14 protein-coding genes are annotated in these 19,796 nt (G+C 40.2%); 7 read left to right on the forward strand and 7 right to left on the reverse strand.

From position 1 onward, the window contains the following. Positions 1 to 136: 136 nt before the first annotated feature. Together ACE1AT_RS18290 and ACE1AT_RS18295 are read right to left on the reverse strand one after the other, a co-directional pair. A complete protein-coding gene (locus ACE1AT_RS18290) occupies positions 137 to 1,261 on the reverse strand; it encodes a Gfo/Idh/MocA family protein (protein WP_374870842.1) in 1,125 nt (374 codons plus the stop codon). A 460-nt stretch (positions 1,262 to 1,721) separates the two neighbouring features. After that, a complete protein-coding gene (locus ACE1AT_RS18295) occupies positions 1,722 to 2,051 on the reverse strand; it encodes a hypothetical protein (protein WP_374870844.1) in 330 nt (109 codons plus the stop codon). Positions 2,052 to 2,476: 425 nt separating this feature from the next. Between ACE1AT_RS18295 and ACE1AT_RS18300 the strand changes: the two genes are divergently transcribed. The 3 genes from ACE1AT_RS18300 (at position 2,477) to ACE1AT_RS18310 (ending at position 8,811) form a co-directional block, all read left to right on the forward strand. After that, on the forward strand, positions 2,477 to 5,767 hold the full coding sequence (locus tag ACE1AT_RS18300) for a PAS domain-containing protein (RefSeq protein ID WP_374870846.1): 3,291 nt from the start codon (positions 2,477 to 2,479) through the stop codon (positions 5,765 to 5,767). A gap of 61 nt (positions 5,768 to 5,828) precedes the next feature. After that, complete coding sequence (locus ACE1AT_RS18305; protein ID WP_374870848.1) at positions 5,829 to 6,653, forward strand: ABC transporter permease; 825 nt, start codon at positions 5,829 to 5,831, stop codon at positions 6,651 to 6,653. 298 nt (positions 6,654 to 6,951) lie between these two features. Then, positions 6,952 to 8,811: an SUMF1/EgtB/PvdO family nonheme iron enzyme gene (locus ACE1AT_RS18310; RefSeq protein WP_374870850.1), complete on the forward strand. Its 1,860-nt coding sequence runs from the start codon at positions 6,952 to 6,954 to the stop codon at positions 8,809 to 8,811. A 12-nt stretch (positions 8,812 to 8,823) separates the two neighbouring features. Here the strand turns inward: ACE1AT_RS18310 and ACE1AT_RS18315 are convergent, their stop codons facing one another. From ACE1AT_RS18315 to ACE1AT_RS18325, 3 genes are all read right to left on the reverse strand, one after another. Continuing rightward, the gene (locus ACE1AT_RS18315) at positions 8,824 to 9,951 is read right to left on the reverse strand and encodes a DUF6745 domain-containing protein (RefSeq protein ID WP_374870852.1); all 1,128 of its coding nucleotides are present in this window, start codon (positions 9,949 to 9,951) and stop codon (positions 8,824 to 8,826) included. Positions 9,952 to 10,639: 688 nt separating this feature from the next. Beyond that, a complete protein-coding gene (locus ACE1AT_RS18320; protein WP_374870854.1) occupies positions 10,640 to 11,029 on the reverse strand; it encodes a GFA family protein in 390 nt (129 codons plus the stop codon). A 23-nt stretch (positions 11,030 to 11,052) separates the two neighbouring features. Continuing rightward, on the reverse strand, positions 11,053 to 11,313 hold the full coding sequence (locus ACE1AT_RS18325) for a hypothetical protein (RefSeq protein WP_096675179.1): 261 nt from the start codon (positions 11,311 to 11,313) through the stop codon (positions 11,053 to 11,055). Between the two features lie 334 nt (positions 11,314 to 11,647). Between ACE1AT_RS18325 and ACE1AT_RS18330 the strand changes: the two genes are divergently transcribed. Beyond that, positions 11,648 to 12,022, forward strand: a complete 375-nt coding sequence (locus ACE1AT_RS18330) for a DUF4870 domain-containing protein (RefSeq protein ID WP_374870856.1) — start codon at positions 11,648 to 11,650, stop codon at positions 12,020 to 12,022. Between the two features lie 133 nt (positions 12,023 to 12,155). Here the strand turns inward: ACE1AT_RS18330 and ACE1AT_RS18335 are convergent, their stop codons facing one another. Together ACE1AT_RS18335 and ACE1AT_RS18340 are read right to left on the reverse strand one after the other, a co-directional pair. Next, positions 12,156 to 13,328 (reverse strand): GAF domain-containing protein, encoded by a 1,173-nt coding sequence (locus ACE1AT_RS18335; RefSeq protein ID WP_374870858.1) that lies wholly within the window; start codon positions 13,326 to 13,328, stop codon positions 12,156 to 12,158. Between the two features lie 327 nt (positions 13,329 to 13,655). After that, positions 13,656 to 15,386 (reverse strand): GMC oxidoreductase, encoded by a 1,731-nt coding sequence (locus ACE1AT_RS18340; protein ID WP_374870860.1) that lies wholly within the window; start codon positions 15,384 to 15,386, stop codon positions 13,656 to 13,658. Positions 15,387 to 15,999: 613 nt separating this feature from the next. On the opposite strand from ACE1AT_RS18340, the gene ACE1AT_RS18345 reads away from it, so the two are divergent. The 3 genes from ACE1AT_RS18345 (at position 16,000) to ACE1AT_RS18355 (ending at position 19,217) form a co-directional block, all read left to right on the forward strand. After that, positions 16,000 to 16,200, forward strand: a complete 201-nt coding sequence (locus ACE1AT_RS18345; protein WP_374870862.1) for a heavy-metal-associated domain-containing protein — start codon at positions 16,000 to 16,002, stop codon at positions 16,198 to 16,200. Between the two features lie 43 nt (positions 16,201 to 16,243). Next, the gene (locus ACE1AT_RS18350) at positions 16,244 to 18,502 is read left to right on the forward strand and encodes a heavy metal translocating P-type ATPase (RefSeq protein ID WP_374870864.1); all 2,259 of its coding nucleotides are present in this window, start codon (positions 16,244 to 16,246) and stop codon (positions 18,500 to 18,502) included. A gap of 145 nt (positions 18,503 to 18,647) precedes the next feature. Then, the gene (locus ACE1AT_RS18355) at positions 18,648 to 19,217 is read left to right on the forward strand and encodes a cupredoxin domain-containing protein (RefSeq protein ID WP_374870866.1); all 570 of its coding nucleotides are present in this window, start codon (positions 18,648 to 18,650) and stop codon (positions 19,215 to 19,217) included. Positions 19,218 to 19,796 lie beyond the last annotated feature (579 nt).

Genomic DNA, 19,796 nt, shown 5'->3' on the forward strand with positions numbered 1-19,796 from the left:
CCAACTAAGATTTTTCAGCCAACCCCGCCTTTGGAATTAAAAATTAAAAATGTAAAATTAAAAATTTGTTCAATATTCATGTAGAGACGTAGCATTGCTACGTCTCTACAATGTCCAATGCTATTAGAATCACCTATTAATTCCCCGATGGATGAGCAGCATGAACTAAATCTGGTTCTTCTTCGCTGGCTGGAATTTGAATTACCTGTTGGCTGGTTGGTCTTGTTTTTTCTGTAAACTCATGGAGTTCTACAGTTTTACCTGTTTGTGCCGATGCAAGAATGGCACGAATAATACGAACATCCGCTAAACCTTCCTCTCCTGATGGTTCTGGGTCTTGATCATTCAGTATGCAGTCTGAAAAGTAAACAATTTCGGCAGCAAATTGATCACCAGCAGGATAAGATTGCTCCTGAGTTTGGTTATCAATAGTAATTTGTTGCTTCAGTTCTCCTTGATAGGAATAGGCGGAATCCATTCGTAGATTGCCTTTTGTTCCTAATATCTGCAAAGTAGAAACTGGTGCAACACCAAAACTAGAAGTAAAAGTTGCCAATTTATCATCAGGAAAACGTAGAATTGCACTTGTCATTTCATCAATTTCTGCAAAGCGTTGCTCACCATTATTTCCACAAAATGCAACTACTTCTATGGGTTCATCTTGAAAAAGATAACGAGCGGCATTTATGCAATAAATTCCCATATCATAAACTGTACCGCCACCATGAGAAATTGGCTTTAAACGCACATTACCTTCGGCTACTTGCTGAGAAAAGACAGAGTTAAAAATGCGGGGGTTGCCAATTTTCCCTGATTTCACTATTTCTACTGCTTGCATGTTGGCTTGATCAAAGTGCAAACGATAGGCAATCATCAATTTGACATTATGATTACGGCAGGCATTAATCATTTCTTCACATTCTTGTTCTGTGACTGCCATAGGTTTTTCACAAAGTACATGTACTCCTGTATTGGCAGCTTTCACTGTGTATTCACAATGTAAATGATTAGGCAGAGCAATGTAAACTGCATCCGCAGCCCCGCTTCTCAGAAATGCTTCGTATTCTTCGTAGGTAAAAGCGGGAACATGGTACTTTTCACTCAGATCATGACGCTTAACTAGGTCATCAGAAAATAATGCGACTAATTCAGAGTTTTTTGCATTTTTAAAAGCAGGTAAAACTGTTTCTTGAGCAATCCAACCCAGCCCAATTACAGCATAACGTACTTTGCCATTTTTCTGATTTGGAATAGATATCATAATCTTTGTCTCCGTTTGATTATATTGATGGTCTGTTATTATGCTTGTGTTTTATTTTTGATAATGCGTTAATAGTTATCTAAATGCAAATATTGTAGGGATGAATTATTTAAATATTTTCTATTTTTTCTATTTTATTTATGAATCAATCGGGTTCAGTTAAGTCCAACATTATTTGTAGAGATACGCCATGGCGCGTCTCTACATATCAATTTTTGGTACAAAATCTTATCTGAACCGTATTTGTTAATGAATTATGAAAATTAAATTTTGACTAATTCGATAATTGAAGAGGAACAGCTTTAGATAAATATTTCAAATCCGCTTTAGTCTCCCTCACCCATACCAAAAAAGAGAAGACATGTGTAACGGAAACAATATCTCAAGCCGTCCCTATCAGTTAATCTTTATTTCCAATAACTAATGATGAATATGAATTCATCGTTGGCGTTCAAATCAACTACCACCAAATTCTATTGCCATTTTCATCAACTCTTGCTTGGCGAATGACATCAGAAATTTCTTCAGCATCCTTAACGTGATGGAGTGCCTTTTTTTCTCCATCTGGTTCTTCCACTATAAAGTAGGTAGGAACAGTTATTTGGTCTCCTGTAATGTCAGGAGAATCTACAGCTACTTGTTGACTTTTTTCTTCGATTGTTTGAGGTTCATCAGCAATGCGATCGCCAGGATTTGCTGTTAAATTTCTTTCTTTAACGTTTGGCTCGTCTTTGGAATGCCAATCTTTACTTACTGGTTGATTAATTTGATTTTCTTGTTGGTCTGTCATAGTAAAATCTCTTTCGTTTTTAATTGATTCGTTACTAGGACTACTTTAGTCAATCAAAACCTTGATTTGCTCCTTCGTCAGGAGTAATCTCGGTTTATGTATATTGATATAAATTTCAGAGACGATAGTTAAGAGTGAATGATTAATTGCCCGTTATTGCTTGATTCTTCTCAACAGATATCAGCGATAAACTAATCTCTTCTATACAGAGTGGTTTATCCATGATTTTTCCTGGTGCAATCATGAGATAATTACTAAAATCAATCTCTTTTAACTAGCAACTAGCAATTCAATTCTCCAAATCAAACAAACAAATAATAAAGATTGTTTATCCTCATTCTAAAGATAGAAGATTTTGTCATAAAATCTGAATCGTTAGAGATACACTTAAATTAAAATATTGTATATTTTACAGATATATAAAAATGCCCGACTTTGAGCAGCCCCGACAACCGCTAACGGATGAGAAATTGTCTCAGCAGCCGCAGGTATCTGAACTATCTACAACTACAATGGTAGCAAATCAAGAGCAGGCAATGCTGCTTCAGCTTGTTGATGGTCGTATCCAGGCTTGTAATCCTTTATCAGAGCGGATTTTAGGACTCAAAGCAGAGCAACTAATCGGGCGTAGTTGGCTGGATGCATCCTGGCGAACCATTAGTGAAGATGGTTCTCCTTTTGCTCAAGAAAATCATCCATTTATGGTTGCCCTAACCACAGGTCAACCGTGTTTGAATGTGGTCATGGGATTATATCAGCCCCATGGTGAACTTGTCTGGCTACTCGTGAACTCAGAGCCTTTGTTTTTACCAGGAGCAACTATACCCCATACTATAATTACAACTTTTACTGAGATTACAGCCACATCAAATCTAGCATCGGTTTTTGAGCAGAATGAAGTTGCTTTGGCAACAGCACTGAAGGAAAATCCTAATTTAGTTCAAACAATTGCGAGTAGCAGCTTAGGTACGCTGTATATTTATGACCTTGTTGAGCAGGGTGTCATTTACATTAACAATCACGTGACTCAGATCCTGGGTTACACTCAACAAGAAATTCAAACAACAGGTTTGCGATCGCTTTTGCAACGAATGTACCCTGAAGACTTTGCTCGACTTCCCACTCATTATGATCGCCTCAACTGTGTTACTGATGGTGAAGTAGTAAGCTTTGAATTTCAATATCGACACGCAAATGGTGAATGGCGCTGGTTACGTTGCTATGATACGGTGTTGCGGAGAACAGCTGAAGGTTTAGCACAGAGGGTTCTGGGTTTCTGTGAAGATATTACTGATCGACGGCTGACAGAAACCGCCTTACGGCAGAGTCATGAACGGTTTGAGCTAGCAGCAGCAGCCGTGAACTGTCTAATTTATGATTGGGATATCAAAAATGATACTGTACAAAGAACTCAAGGTTTGACAGAGCTTTTGGGTTATACACTAGAAGAAACTGAACAAACCCCCGCATGGTGGCGATCGCACATCCATCCTGATGATTGGCTACAAGCCAATAAAGACTTTGCAGAAGACATAGCTAAAGGAGACCGTTTTTGCATTCAATATCGAGTTCGTCACAAAGATGGTTACTATCTGTGGGTGGAAGATCGAGGATTAGCAGTACGAGATCATAAACATGATATTACTAGAATAGTTGGTGTCACGACTGACATTAGCGATCGCAAACAAACAGAAGCAGACTTACGCGAAAGTGAAGAACGCATCCGCCTAGCCACCGCCGCCGCAGAATTAGGGATGTGGTTTTGGGATCTCACCACCAATGATTTAGTGTGGACAGCAAAATGCAAGCAACTGTTTGGACTTGCAGCCAACACAGAAATGAACTACGAGGTATTTTTAAATTCTCTGCATCCAGATGATCGCCAGTTTACTCATCAAGCAGTCATGCAAGCTCTGGAAAGCAAGGTTAATTATGATGTGGAGTACCGTGTCGTTTGGCCGAACGGGAGTGTACATTGGATTGCAGCCAAAGGTCGATGCTTGTACGATGACAACGGCAAAGCAGTGCGAATGATGGGTACTGCCCAAGATATTACCGAGCGCAAGCATACAGAGGAAGCACTATGTCAAAGTGAAGAACGCTACAGAATGCTGAGTGAAGCGATTCCCGAAATGATCTGGACATCAAATGCAGCAGGCGTCACTGATTATACAAATCAGCAATGGTGTGAATATTCGGGACTAACTCTAGAAGAAACTGTGGGAAATGGTTGGCAAAAAATACTGCATCCAGATGACTTGGAACCTACCATCCAACGCTGGCAAGAATCTTTACAAAATAGAATTCCCTTTGAAAACGAACAGCGTTACAAAAGAGCAAGTGACGGTACATATCGTTGGCATTTAGTCAGAGCTTATCCTTTCAAAGACAATCAAGGAAAGATTATTAAATGGTTTGGTACTTGTACTGATATTGACGATCAAAAACAAATAGAACAACAACGCGCTCGCCTGTTAGAGTTAGAACAAGCAGCTCGGGCAGAAGCAGAAACCGCTAATCACATTAAAGATCAGTTTTTAGCTATTCTTTCTCACGAATTGCGATCGCCCCTCAACCCCATCTTAGGTTGGGCAAAATTACTCAGAAGCCGCAAGTTAGATCCAATAGCCACAGATCGCGCCTTAGATACTATCGAGCGGAATGCCAAATTACAGATTCAACTAATTGATGATTTATTAGACGTTTCCCGCATTCTCCGAGGTAAACTCAGCCTAAATTTAGCCACTGTCGATTTGACAACAGTAATTAATGCCGCATTAGAAACTGTGCAATTAGCTGCACAAACTAAAAAAATTCAACTTGAGTATATACCCACTTCCCCTATCTTTGTTCAGGGTGACTCAAATCGTTTGCAGCAAGTCGTAAGCAATTTACTTTCCAACGCCGTCAAATTTACACCCGGTGGCGGTAAGGTGGAGGTGCGATTGTCTCAGGTGGTGGCGACTGGAAATGAGGGACAAGGGGGACATGGGGAAAGTTCCTCCGATGCTCAATCCTCAATTACGAACTATGCCCAAATCACAGTTACAGACACAGGTATGGGTATTGCTGCGGAGTTTCTACCCTACGTATTTGAATACTTTCGTCAGGCAGATAGCAGTACTACTAGAAAATTTGGTGGCTTGGGATTAGGATTGGCAATAGTGCGCCACTTGATCGAATTGCATGGCGGTGTAGTTACAGCAGATAGTCCAGGAGAAAACCAAGGAGCTACATTTACTGTCAAGCTGCCTCTCATAGAACAACAACCAAGTGTTGAGGAAACAGACACAGAAAAAGAAACAGATAAATTTAGCTCGTCGTACTTAGCTGGAGTGCGGATACTAGTAGTTGATGATGATGCCGACACACGGAATTTTCTGGAATTTTTATTAAAAGAGTATGGAGCGACAGTAACTGTTGCCAGATCAGCAACCCAAGCTCTCACAACTTTAGCACAGTTGCAGCATGACTTATTAATCAGTGATATTGGGATGCCTGAAGTAGATGGCTACGGTTTGATTGAGCAAATCAGAGTCATATCTCCCGAACAGGGTGGAAATATCCCAGCGATCGCCTTAACTGCTTACGCCGGAGATAGCGATCGCTCACGGCTATTAGCAGCAGGTTTTCAGACCCATATTGCCAAACCAGTCGATATAGATCAATTACTCCTAGCGATCGCAGATTTATGTAACAAAAGACATAGTCATTGACTTTTATCTTCAAATATGCTATTTTAACGCTGATAAAATAACTAAAATTTCAAATAATAGGGTGAATATATCTAAACCACAAAAAAAACCGCGTGTCTTATCTTGGCAAGCGGTTTTCTCGCTATTAATGTTTGTATTCATGTACCTACCAATCTTGGTACTTGGATTTTATAGCTTTAATAATTCACCTTACAGTGCTGCATGGCAAGGTTTCACCCTAGATTGGTATCACCAACTCTTGAGTGATGAGCAAATTTTGTTGGCTTTAAAAAACAGTTTAATAGTTGCTTTGAGTGCTGTAGCTATCTCCGCAGTGCTGGGAACCCTAATGGCGGTAGGTTTGGCGCGCTATCAATTTCCGGGTAAAGCACTATATCGCGGAATTTCTTATCTACCGTTAATTATTCCCGATATTGCGATCGCAGTAGCTACCTTAGTGTTTCTTGCAGCAATTGCTATTCCCCTACTTGGCATTTCTTTGAGTATATGGACAATTGTCGCAGCCCACGTAGTATTTTGTCTTGCTTATATCAATCTAGTTGTTTCAGCGAGATTGACTAACATCGATCCCCACTTAGAAGAAGCCGCCTTAGATTTAGGAGCGACACCAGTACAGGCTTTTCTTCAAGTATTATTACCTCAATTAATGCCTGGTATTATCGCTGGTTGTCTGTTGGCTTTTGTCCTGAGTTTAGATGATTTTCTCATCGCCACTTTTACAGCTGGTAGCGGTTCTAACACTCTACCAATGGAAATTTTCAGCCGCATTAGAACAGGAGTCAAACCCGATATTAATGCTCTCAGCGTCATCTTAATCTTAATCTCAGCAACAGTCGCCTTGATCGCCGAATTAATTCGCGCTTCTTCAGAAAGAAATAGGCAATAGTCATTGGTCATTTTCCCCAATCCCTGATCCCCGATCCCCAATATTACCGCTTGACAAGAGCGATCGCTTCCGTTATTATCCTTCTCAGAACGGAAAACCGTGCGCTCATATTTATTTATATTTAAAAGGTTCTCAGGTACAGATAAACAAATAAATAAAGGATTTCTTCATCTGTATGACACTTTGTGTGAGCAATATCACAGATGAGAGAATTTTGGTGCTTATTTGTCCACACATCTGTTTTCAATATAGATAGTATTGGGCCTACTCTCGAAAAGATGTAATATCTGGCTCGGCTATGCTAATCTGCCAAAATCCCAGTTGCTCAAATCCCTTCAATGCTGATGGCAATAGGTTTTGCATTAGTTGCGGACAAAGCAACTTTGGCGAATTTTTACGCAACCGCTACCACGTATCGAGATTGTTAGGCGAAGGTGGGTTTAGCAGAACTTATGCAGCAGAAGACGTCGATAGACTTAATGCTCCCTGTGTCATTAAGCAATTTTTTCCCCAAGTTCATGGTACATCGGAACGCACCAAAGCCGCAGAATTATTTAAAGAAGAGGCTTTTCGGCTGTATGAACTAGGAGAAAATCACCTACAAATTCCGAGATTACTAGCTTACTTTGAACAAGGTACAAGTTTGTATCTAGTACAAGAATTTATTCCCGGAAATACTCTTTTTGCAGAAGTTTATCAACTAGCTTTTAATGAAGAAAAAATCCGAGAAATTTTAACTGACTTATTACCTGTTCTAGATTTTATCCATTCGCGTAACGTCATTCATCGCGATATTAAGCCAGAAAATATTATTCGTCGTCAAGACGATGGCAAACTAGTATTAATTGATTTTGGTGGTGCCAAACAAGTCACACAAACAAGTTTAGCCAGACAAGCTACAGTTCTATACACACTTGGTTATGCACCCAGCGAACAAATGGCCGGATTTGCCTGCCATGCGAGTGATTTGTATGCTTTAGGAGTGACTTGTGCGCGGTTGCTCACTGGATGTTTACCTGTCAGGGATGCTTACGGTCAGATTTATGATCGCCTGTTTGATCCGATGACTTGTAAATGGTTATGGCGACAAATCCTAGAAGAAAAAGGCATTACAATTAGCGAAGATTTAGGAAATATTTTAGATAAATTGCTGAAACATTTAGCCTCAGAAAGATATCAATCAGCAGCAGAAGTTCTCAAAGATTTAAATCCCCAAAAATCATTTTCTCCATTACCTGTTGTATCTGCGACAACCCAAATTTTCACACCCTATCCTACCCCATTACCGACAACCATACCACAATTAGTTACACCTGGATTTCCAGTCCTGGAAGCTTTTGAATTTGACACAGTCACCGTAGACTCTAGAGGTAGGGAAATTAAGCGCGATCGCCACATTGCCAATTACTATACAGAAGAGTTGGGAAATGGGGTGACTATGGAAATGGTAGCTATCCCCGGTGGTAGTTTCTTAATGGGTGCTACTGAAGAAGAAGGAGATGCTGATGAACGTCCACAACATCAAGTCACCGTCGAACCCTTTTTTATCGGAAAATATCCTGTCACCCAAGCACAATGGAAAGCAGTTGCAGCTTTACCTAAAGTCAAACAATCTTTGAATCCTTATCCCTCTAAATTTAAAGGTGCTAATCGACCAGTAGAAAATGTATCTTGGCATGAAGCAGTAGAATTTTGTGCGCGCTTGTGGAAAAAAACAAGGCGACATTATCGCTTACCCAGCGAAGCGGAATGGGAATATGCTTGTCGTGCTGGGACAAAAACACCTTTCCATTTTGGTGAAACAATTACTTGTGAGTTAGCTAATTGTAGTAGCGGCGAATCTCCAGAAATCAGAAGTAAATACCGCAAAGAAACAACACCTGTGGGTAGTTTTGGTGTGGCAAATGCTTTTGGTTTATATGATATGCATGGGTTAGTCTGGGAATGGTGTGCTGATCCTTGGCATAAAAATTATGATGGCGCTCCCAAAGATGGAACAATATGGGAAGTCGGTGGAGATATGCATCGTCGGGTATTGCGGGGTGGTTCTTGGAGTTTTAGTCCAGAACTTTGTCGTAGCGCCAGTCGCAGCTGGAACGAAGCGGATGGGGGATTACGGATATGTGGTTTTCGAGTTGTGGCGACTTCTTTTGGATAGAATCCTGGAAAATCAAGTTTGCACAGCAAATTCTGCTGGTGTAACTCCCCAATTCGCCCAAGTAATGGCTTGTTGTGCTGATTGTACATCAGGTGGTACACGTAACACATGAATATATCCTGTGCTGGGACAACTCATTTTTAAGAGAAAAATAGGTTCTACATCGACATCGTTCTCTATTTTTAATAATGTATATTCTTGATGTTGATCTAACTCAGTTGCTTGTAATTGTTCGATCATCCGAGCATAGCCGATACCCTGAATTAATACCCGTCGTAGTTCGGCGTTCTCTTCCTGTAACAACCATTCTGCTTGCCATTGCTGGGGGTGTAGCTTACCGTATTTTTCTGGTAAGGTGACACCGTGATAGGCGTAAAGTTTATATCCATCAGCAAATTCGATCGCAGCTTCACCTTCTGCATGGAGGTGGTTATCGCTATCAAAGCATAATTTGGTGGGGCGATCGCACACTACCGCTACTTTTTTATAAGGAAAAATCCAACCACAAGATTTAGCTAAAGATTGAAATAGCTGCAACAACTCTTGCTCGCCAGTGTAATTTAATGCAGATTTCCAAAAATCTAGCCAACTACAGTAGCTACAAAAGGTAGCAGCAGGTATGAAGTTACTATCATATTGTTCACCCAATTCAATTTGTAGTTGGTGATATAGTTCTGATAAGTTGACTTCAATTTCTAATTCTGTGAGATATCCTAAATCGACTTGGAACTGCTGTTCTAAAGATTTCATGTATGAAATAAATCGATAATATAATGTCGTATGAATGTGTACATTCACATTATCGGGTCTTTCAATAGCAAGATGATTTTGGTGAAACCTTGCTTGTTCGGGAAATAATTTTAATATACTTAAACGCAACTGCAACAATCTTTGAATTAAGGGTGAAATAATTAAAGACTCAGAGCTTGGTAAAGTCTTACTCATAGCCTCATAAGGGCTTTCAGAAAATATTATTTCTGGCATGGCAAGACCACAAAAAGCATAAACTTCTTTAACTGTCTCCGCAGCTTTTTGTCGGTCAATTCGCTTAGTTGAAAGAGCAATATTTTTCCACTTGTGTTGATAAAATTTAATTAAATTCTCTTGTTCTGGACTTAGTTTTGTAAATTGGTATGACATACTACAATCAGTTTTGTTGATAGATTTTTTATCTTCTCAAAATAACTTCAATCTTCCAAATCTGCCACAGTGCTTGTTAATCTCTCATTTTGTAATATTTACAATCACCCACCCAAAAAATCAGGAATGTTGTTACGAAATTAGTAAAATGCACATTCTCTATTGCAAATTAACACATCAAGGAAGATGATGTGTAAAACCAAGTTTTGTAGACATGATAGATAATCTGAATGTTTATGTCACACAGGCATATCTTCAAAAATCAGAATAATTGTTACTATTGTCCAGCTAATTTTAGAGATAACATTAATAATCATGAGAAGACAATATTTATGCAACAAGAATATATATCTTGAATCAATCTTTATCTATCTATACATAAATAAATCTAAGCCATTTTTTAGTATAAAAGGTTTCTTTGAGTTAAATTTAGTCTAAGACTGCTACAGTATAGCTCCCCTGTATAACAACTGTCAGGTACTTCACTGTTTATTTATAAAATTAAAGTATTTTTTTATACTATTATTCAGAGAAAAACTTTTGGGTTTAATTATGTAACGCCGCAAATTCAAACTATAACATTCCTATATGATTTGTGAGAATCGAAATCCCAGATCCCCTACTTCTTGGAGAAGTTGGGGATCTTGTCTCTCACGAATGATTTAGGAATGCTATAGCCACATTTCACTTACCACAACTTGTGTACATTCTGCTCCCAATTTGCGCCATCAAAAGGTACAATTTCAAACTTTGTCACTACATTACCATCTAAGCAACGGATGTTAACATCAATACTGTCGGGATGACTGCGAGGAATATAAAAAGAGTGTATTCCACAAATGCGACAAAATTTATGCTGGGCAACTCCTGTATTAAATGTGTAAGTTGTTAATACATCATCGCCTTGTAGTAAAGTGAATTTATCTTGTGGCACAATTAAATGCAAGAATCCTTTTTTCCTGCAAATAGAACAGTTGCAATCATCTGCTTTGTGTCTATCAACTATAACTTGAAAACGTACTGCGCCACAATGGCATCCACCTTGGTAAGTAGCTGATTCTGGGATATTGACTGTCATGTGATGTAGATAAATGCTAGGTTTCAGGCATGTAAATTGGCTTGTTCTTGTAACCAAGAATCTACAGGTTGTCCATCTTTGCGTCGCAATTCAATTTCTACTACCATGACTTCTTTGGAGCCTGGAGGAGCTGGTTTTTTGTGGAAAATAATTTCATAATCAGCAGGGTTATGATTACGCTCTTTCAACCATTCTTGTACTTTAGTTGTCGCGAAAAATGATTGTCCTTGTTCAAACATCTGGGTGATTTGCATTTGTAAAGAGTAAGGATTTAGACGGCCCATTTTCTACCACCTTGTTTAAGTAATGTTAAAGTTAGGACTTTGCCTTACTTTATGTTATCTGGTGTTGCTAACTTGATCAGATACATTAGTCGAATACTAACGTGAGGCGATCGCATTCCATATCTGTTCGTCAACGCAAACATCCTAGCTAACCAATACCAACATAATGAGAGAGTTCGGTAAACCTCATTACCGATAGTTTATCAAGAGTAAACAAAGTTAATCTATCTACAGAAAAAGGCTGTAAACTCATTGGTACGGCAACCTGCAATACTCAGTTGAGATTGGCGATCGCTAAAATTGAAGCAAGAAAGTGAATAAAGGAGTCACCAGGATGCACGTAACATACAATTCTGATAAGCGCAAATTGCTATCATCTCTGTGTCATGGGGCAATTTTTTTTAGTACAGCATTATTTTCGATTGGGGTTCCCATTGTCATTAACTTAATATCCGATGACCCAGTTGTGAAAAGCAATGCCAAAGAATCAATTAATTTTCACTTCAATGTTTGGTTCTGGGCAACAGTAATTGGAGTACCTATTGGGATTCTATCTTTTTTGACCTTTGGTATCGGCGGAATTTTGTTTTTCCCCGTTGTTGCTTTTGGTTTTTTACTGCACTGGGGACTAACAATTTGGGCTTTGTTAAAGTGTTTCAGCAATCCTGATCAACCTATCCGGTATCCGTTTATTTTCCGACTGTTCTAGTACTGGTTAATTTTTAGAACATAGGTGGCGTCAAAAACCATATAGTAAAAGCGATCGCTTGCTTGGATAGCATTTATCTGCTGAGTCGGGCGATTTGCTTTGTCATGTTCGCCTTCATATTATTCATTCTGTGCTAGCAAATACGTCCTTGGCTGAGATTCATATAAATCAGACTTTTTAATAATTGCATCACTTCGATGAATATTATGTTCTCTTTCGTACGTATCCCAACAGACTCTTTTGTTCTAGTTTTAGGATATTTAGTGTAATTATTAACATACTGAGCTTCATTCAGGTTAGTAATTTTCCCATAACTTAATAAAGGTTCCATTACCAAAGCAAGATGTTCACTAAAAAGTTGTAGCTGCTTGACATCGTCTTTTGTAAATTGGCGGGAACCAAAAGTACCAACATGAAGGACACCGTTTATTTGGTTTTTAAGTACCAGTGGAACACCAAGTATTGAGCGGATTCCCCTGTGACGCAGAATTGGACTCACTACTTCTATTTTTGACAAGTCGTCTACAATCGTATACTCGCCCCTAGCGGCGATTTTACCTGCAAAACCAGAACCAAGGGGAATTCGGATTCGTTCTAAAATTTCCTCTTCTAGACCAATGGTGGCATATACACCTAATTGCTGACCATTTTCTGTTGGCAAGAGAATTGTAATCGTGTCTACACTCATGAATGTGCGTATGTTCTCAAGCAACGCCCGCATCAGGTTTTCAGGAACCAAATCAGTAGGCGCAGTATCGTTGATGCTGAGGTGCTGAAAGTCCATCCAAGGACTATTATTAACCGTGCTAAGGTCTGCACTAGGTGGAATGAAAAGATCACCGCTGTCTTTGTAAATGTATTTCTGATCTGGTTCCTTACTATTGTGACTTTTGACTATCACATCAAATAAACGTAACCCGTGATTACCAATAATCCTCAGTTTTCTGACTTGAGTCTGGTTATTGTCAGTCTGAACAATGGCGCGGAACAAACAGGTACTATTTTCTCCAACGTAGTCGGTAAACTTCTGGATTTCCTCTTCACTCATTTCAAGTACAATACAATTTGATGCGTTCTCAGTGATTTTATCGGGATTGCGAGCCTCCAAAATTTTTGTTAGGTGAGCGTGCAGATACTTAGACTCATGATCGTTGAGGGAAATGCAGTTAAGTCTATGAATCAAGCGGTTTGCTTCAGAAACTTCAGAAACCTGAGTTGATGATTTGACATAGTGATCTTGGCGCGGATTCCCCTTTTGAAACCAGATTAGTAAACGGGTTAAGCTGAGAAGAAATTCATGAATCATAATTTCAAATCCATTTGAATCTGTTTCAAATTTCTATATGCTTCTAAAGGATTTAAATTTTTACTTTTGGTCACAGTATTTACTATAGCAATCCAAACTCATTAAGTGAGATACTTGGAAATAATTGGGCTAATAAAATTCACTACTCAATAAAGAAAGTCCACCTACGTGGACTTTCTTTAAATAACCAAATAAAGCAGGTTTTGGCTATTTAGCTGATATTCATAATTGCCGTAAATGAATTAAAGTTTACTTCTCGATGAGATTCTATTACTAAATATTCTCTGGAAAATTAACTTGATAGCTTATAGAATTTTCGCATTCATGTTATTTATTTTGATAATGATCTGAAGTCTTCTGAGCATATATCTTGCTGCTCTCAAGTTTGGCTGTGAGATTCTCTGACTTAACAGCAAACCGAGTCTTCACATGATCTGCCAAGCGGATTGCCAAAGCGATAATAGTCAAGGTGGGATTGGCGTAACCTCCTGTTGGGAAAACCGAACTACCTGCGATAAATAAATTCGAGATCCCGTGAACCTGACAATTTGCATCGACAACACCCTGTTTGGGGTCAATATGCATCCGCGTTGTTCCCATATTATGGTGCGTACTAAAACCCAGAACCACCGGAAGTTCTCCATCACGTTCAATCTGCAATTCACCGAAGCCTGCACGAGCAATCTCTTCTGCTAAAATTGCTTGCGATCGCTTGATGCTGCAAATGTCTATTTCGCTCCATCGATAAGTTAAATGTGCTTGAGGACAACCAAGTTTGTCAAGTTTAGTACCAAGCGTCACCCGATTATCAGGATTTGGGACTTGTTCGGTTTGGCTCAAGACTTCAAACTTGACATATCTGTCTTCGTTACCTTCGTGCTTCGACCATCCGCCATAACTCAAATCAGGGAACAAATATTCCCGTTTGATTTGATATTTATACCAATCGCTCACCAGCTCATCAATATGCGTGATCACATTACCCAAATGTTGAACAGCATTTTTGGGAAGCTGTCCACGGCGAATTGAAGAAAACAAAGTTTTTACGGAAGCCTTAGCCGCCGATTTATACTTGTGATCTCTGGGAAACAGGATAAAACTCATATTGAGTAATTGCTCACGCTGTATCACTCGTTCACTCAAGTGAAGTTTTCCCATGACTGGTACATTATTAACTCGGCGTAAATCATATAAAGCTGTCGAATTGAACATTTTTCGGCTAGAAGGATAAAGCATACCAGAGCGAAGAATCGGATGATCCATAAAAAATCTGCCGACAACATCATTCTGATTAGCTAATCCAGTCTTTTGAATTTTGTTAGATAGCAGTAACAAACGTGCATTTTCGATCCCACCTGTGGCTAAGATAAACATTTTGGCGGCTATCCAAAATTGATTACCGTCGAGACAAGCTAGGCGTACACGAGTGACATTCTTAGCTGTTTTGTCAGTCTCAATTTCTACGACGTTTGCATTTAAATAAGTAGTAATATTAGGAGATTGATCAATTTGTTGGCGATATTCCTTGGTGAAAATATCGCGAGGCCCAAACTGAAACATGCTGGTAGTTACGCGATCGCCAATGAAAGGTAACTGAGGAGATTGAGCATCCTCCCAACTCAGCGCGTCATAAGCAAAGGGGCCAAGTTTGCAGACTTCATGAGCGCGCTCGTAGTAAGGATCTAGGTAAGATTTTCTAAAAGGCCAACCACTGTATGGCACACAATCACGTTTTTCAAAGTCTATCTCGTCCAAGGTCATATGCCTCAGACCACGTTGATTTTGATTAATTTCAACATTCCAAACATTAGCATGTCCACCAAACTGACGATGACGCATATCTTGTAAGTTTGGAAAAGGCTCACCAACAGTTTCACCCTCACTTAGAGATTGCGTCTGTTGATTAAATTCTAGATCGCCACTTTCTACTAAACATACTCGAAAGTCTTGCCCAATCAATTCTCGCGCCAGTGTAATCCCCGCAGGCCCAGCACCAACAATACAAACTTCTGTTTGAATAACTTCATCTTTTGGTAACTTCCGGCTATCAATAAACATCAATGTTAATCTCCTGTTATATTTTCTAGATACCTATAGCAATATCCCTACACATAGCAATATTTTTTGGTAGGTCACTGGCGTTTTCTATCAGTCATAGTTCTTAAAGATTAATCAGAATGTAAAAATATTTTCCAAAATAGACATTTTCTCCTGATACGAAAAATACCGTTAAAGTAAAGACATGCGAACGTAACAGTATTTCTCAGCATGAGATACTGCTACCCTCTGATGGTGTGATGGATTGATTGTTTTCCAATTACATAAAATATTTTTCGTAAAAAGTTAGATATTTATGAATTTAGATGGCTTGTATGGAGGCCAATTGATATTAAGCTTATAAGTTAATTTTCTGATACTGTATTTAGAAATCAAAAAAATAGACTCATCTGTGTAAAGATATGACAAAGTTTCATCTCTCTAAAGTATGAGTTTGTCTCCAGTACGGTTCAGTTAAGGGTATCAGTGCTGATGATGCCTAAAAAACTGGAGTTTAGGCAACCTAGTCATACTTTTTGTACTCTCAAAAATTTTTTCTCACTACCCCTTGACTCTCCAGCAAGATGGAGATTTCAAAATAGGATTAGTTCATTAATTAAATAGAGTACATCAAATGACACTTCAACTTAAAGTTCCTAACATGGCTTGTTCTGCCTGTGAAGAAAGCATCACAAAAGCGGTGAAAACTGTCGATCCAGCCGCAACTGTTCAGGCTGATACCAAAACTAAGCTTGTCCAGATTGAAACTCAAGCACCAGAAGCTGCCATCACAGAAGCAATTACAGCCGCAGGTTATACCGTTAAGAGCCACTAAATTCTTTAAAAAGCAGTTCAGGACATCGTTAGGAGGTTTGACAATGGAAAACACAAATCTGAAACTGCGGGGTATGAGTTGTGCCTCTTGCGCTAAAACAATTGAAGATGCAATTCGCTCCGTCAGGGGTGTGAATGAGTGTAGCGTTAACTTCGGGACAGAGCAAGCCACTGTCACCTATGACAAGAGAAAAACTGACCCAGAAGCAATTTGCGATGCGGTAGATGCGGTGGGATACTCTGCAATACCCGTACAAGACGATGATTTATTTACCGCAGATGATGTAGAACAGCAGGCACGCCAAGCAGAAAATCGAGCGTTAGTTAGAAAAGTTTGGGTTGGCAGCATGATCAGCGCCATTCTAGTCATTGGTTCGCTACCAATGATGACAGGGTTGTCCATTCCCTTTATTCCCATGTGGATGCACAATCCTTGGTTACAGTTGGTACTGGCAACACCTGTGCTGTTTTGGTGTGGCGCATCTTTCTTTATCAATGCTTGGAAAGCTTTGAAACGTCACACGGCAACAATGGATACACTGGTGGCGATTGGTACAGGCGCCGCTTATCTGTATTCTCTCTTCCCCACCTTCTTGCCTGGGTTCTTCACTGAGCGAGGATTACCGCCTGATGTTTACTATGAAGCAGCTGTAGTTATTATCACTTTGATTTTGCTGGGACGACTGCTTGAAAATCGTGCTAAAGGACAAACTTCTGAAGCAATTCGTAAACTTGTAGGCTTGCAAGCTAAAACCGCTCGTGTGATTCGCGATCGCCAAGAGGTAGACATCCCACTCGCTGAAGTAATTGAAGGCGATATTGTTTTAGTGCGTCCGGGTGAAAAGATTCCGGTGGATGGGGAGATTATTGATGGTTCCTCGACTATTGATGAGGCCATGGTAACAGGTGAAAGTGTACCTGTGAAGAAGCAGCGGGGTGATGAAGTGATTGGAGCCACCATCAACAAAACTGGTAGCTTCAAATTCCGAGCAACACGAGTGGGTAAAGATACATTTTTAGCGCAGATTGTCAAGCTAGTGCAGCAAGCGCAAGGTTCAAAAGCACCGATTCAGCGATTAGCTGATCAAGTTACTGGCTGGTTTGTACCTGCTGTAATTGCCATTGCGATCGCCACCTTTATCATTTGGTACAACATCATGGGCAATGTGACGATGGCACTGATTACCACTGTAGGTGTGTTAATTATTGCTTGCCCGTGTGCGCTTGGCTTGGCAACGCCGACTTCGATCATGGTGGGAACAGGCAAGGGTGCAGAAAATGGTATTCTCATTAAAGGGGCAGAAAGTCTGGAACTCGCGCACAAGCTTAAGACTGTTGTTCTGGACAAAACAGGTACAATTACGCAAGGTAAGCCCACCGTCACTGATTTTGTAACCGTCAACGGTACAGTCAATAGCAACGAGCTAAATCTTCTGCGCCTTGCAGCATCTGTCGAACGCAATTCAGAACATCCTTTGGCTGAAGCAGTTGTGCAGTATGCCCAATCTCAAGGTGTGCAGTTAACTGATGCACAGGAGTTTGAAGCGATCGCTGGTAGTGGTGTGCAAGGATACGTGTCAAATCAATGGGTACAAATTGGCACCCACCGTTGGATGAATGAGTTAAGTATTAATACAGGTGCATTGCAAGAACATTGGGATCGCCTGGAGTATCTTGGTAAGACGGTCATCTGGATTGCGGTAAATAGCAAAATCCAAGGGATTATGGGCATTGCTGATGCGGTAAAACCATCTTCCGTGAACGCGATTCGAGTATTGCAAAAAATGGGATTGGAAGTAGTGATGTTGACTGGAGACAATCGCCGCACTGCCGAAGTTATTGCTCGTGAAGTGGGGATCAAGCGAGTTTTTGCTGAAGTTCGTCCGGATCAGAAAGCCGAGACTGTCGAGAAAATTCAGTTAGAAGGCAAAATTGTAGCAATGGTCGGGGATGGCATTAATGATGCACCGGCCCTGGCTCAAGCTGATGTCGGGATGGCAATTGGCACAGGAACGGATGTAGCGATCGCGGCTAGTGATATCACCCTCATCTCTGGAGATTTACACGGGATTGTCACCGCCATTCAACTTTCTCGTGCCACGATTGGCAACATTCGTCAGAATCTCTTTTTTGCCTTTATCTATAACATCGCTGGTATTCCAATTGCAGCAGGAATTCTTTTCCCCTTCTTCGGTTGGCTGCTCAGTCCAATTATTGCAGGTGCAGCAATGGCGTTTAGCTCCGTGTCAGTAGTCACGAATGCACTGCGTTTGCGTAATTTCCGAACCAAAACAATTGGTTGAATAAATCACAAGGAGTAGAAACGATGCTCAAGAAAGTAACATTTTTTGCAACTTTAGCAGGATTTGGATTTTTGCTAGGAGCTATTTTTGGCGCGTTAGCGTAGCTTGCAATCTAGTTACATTCGCCAACGGAGACGTTTAAATAATGAACAAAATAGCAATCATTGGCAGTGTTGCGAGTTTGGGATTGATATTTGGAATTGCTTCTAACAAAGCAGTTGCACAAATGTCCCACGAACAGATGCAACCATCTCAAACACAGCAAACAAGTCAGTTCCGTCGCATCGAACAACCCATATGGGCAAAAGCAGCCGTTACTGCTGGTGGATTAGGATTGATAGGACTGGAGTTATGGTGGTTTCTGCTGAGTAAGCCAAAATCGCAAAAAGCACAATCAAAGCAGGGCGTCCAGGAGGTAACAATTACGGTTGATGGTGGGTATGAACCAAGCCAAGTTGTAGTTAATGCAGATCAAAGAGTGCGGCTCAACTTCTACCGCAAAGACCCCAGCAGTTGCCTTGAAGAAATCCGATTTCCTGATTTGCACATTGCCCAAGAGCTACCCCTAAACCAGGTTACTACGATTGAGTTCACTCCCAAGCAACCAGGAACTTACACCTTTACCTGCGGCATGAATATGTTTCGCGGTGTGATTGAAGTAGAGCCATCCAACACTCTTCGCACACAGCAGTTTTCTACGCAGATTTCAGCATGAAAACCGAGAGCATCTGCGCCCAGCATTAGATTTATAACTAGCAAGCAACACCTTTGTCTAGAATACCTTCCCCAACGCTGGGCACACTTTCTTGTACAAATTTCTAATACAAATGAGAGAGATACAGAGTTAAAGTAAAACTAAATGATAAAATTGCAGCAATCGAATACCAAATCGAACAGCTACAAGTATTGAAGTTAGAGTTAGAAGGACTGCTTTCAGGCTGGGAAAGAGTTTCTGAAATACTTGAAAATACCATCTGTCCAATTATCGATCCAACTTAAAAAATCAATTCTGTAATGAGCAGGATAATCTGCAATTTTTGATTCTCAAATAGCTTGATTCTCTAGTTAACTAGAGAGCTTAATATGCTCCCAGTTGTAAGGTGGCTCTACCACTATATAGCTAGATACTGACCTTACAAAAGATGAGACTAACCCCAATACGGTTCAGTTAAGAAGAAATGTAGGTTGGGTTGAGTGCAAGCGAAACCCAACAAAGCCTTGATAATGTTGGGTTACTCTGCGAGAAGCCGCGCAGGGCGCGTCTACGTTCCTCAAACGCCAGGTGCTACAACTC

This window comes from Pelatocladus sp. BLCC-F211, from assembly GCF_041928655.1.
In the GTDB taxonomy this organism is placed as follows: Bacteria; Cyanobacteriota; Cyanobacteriia; order Cyanobacteriales; family Nostocaceae; genus Pelatocladus.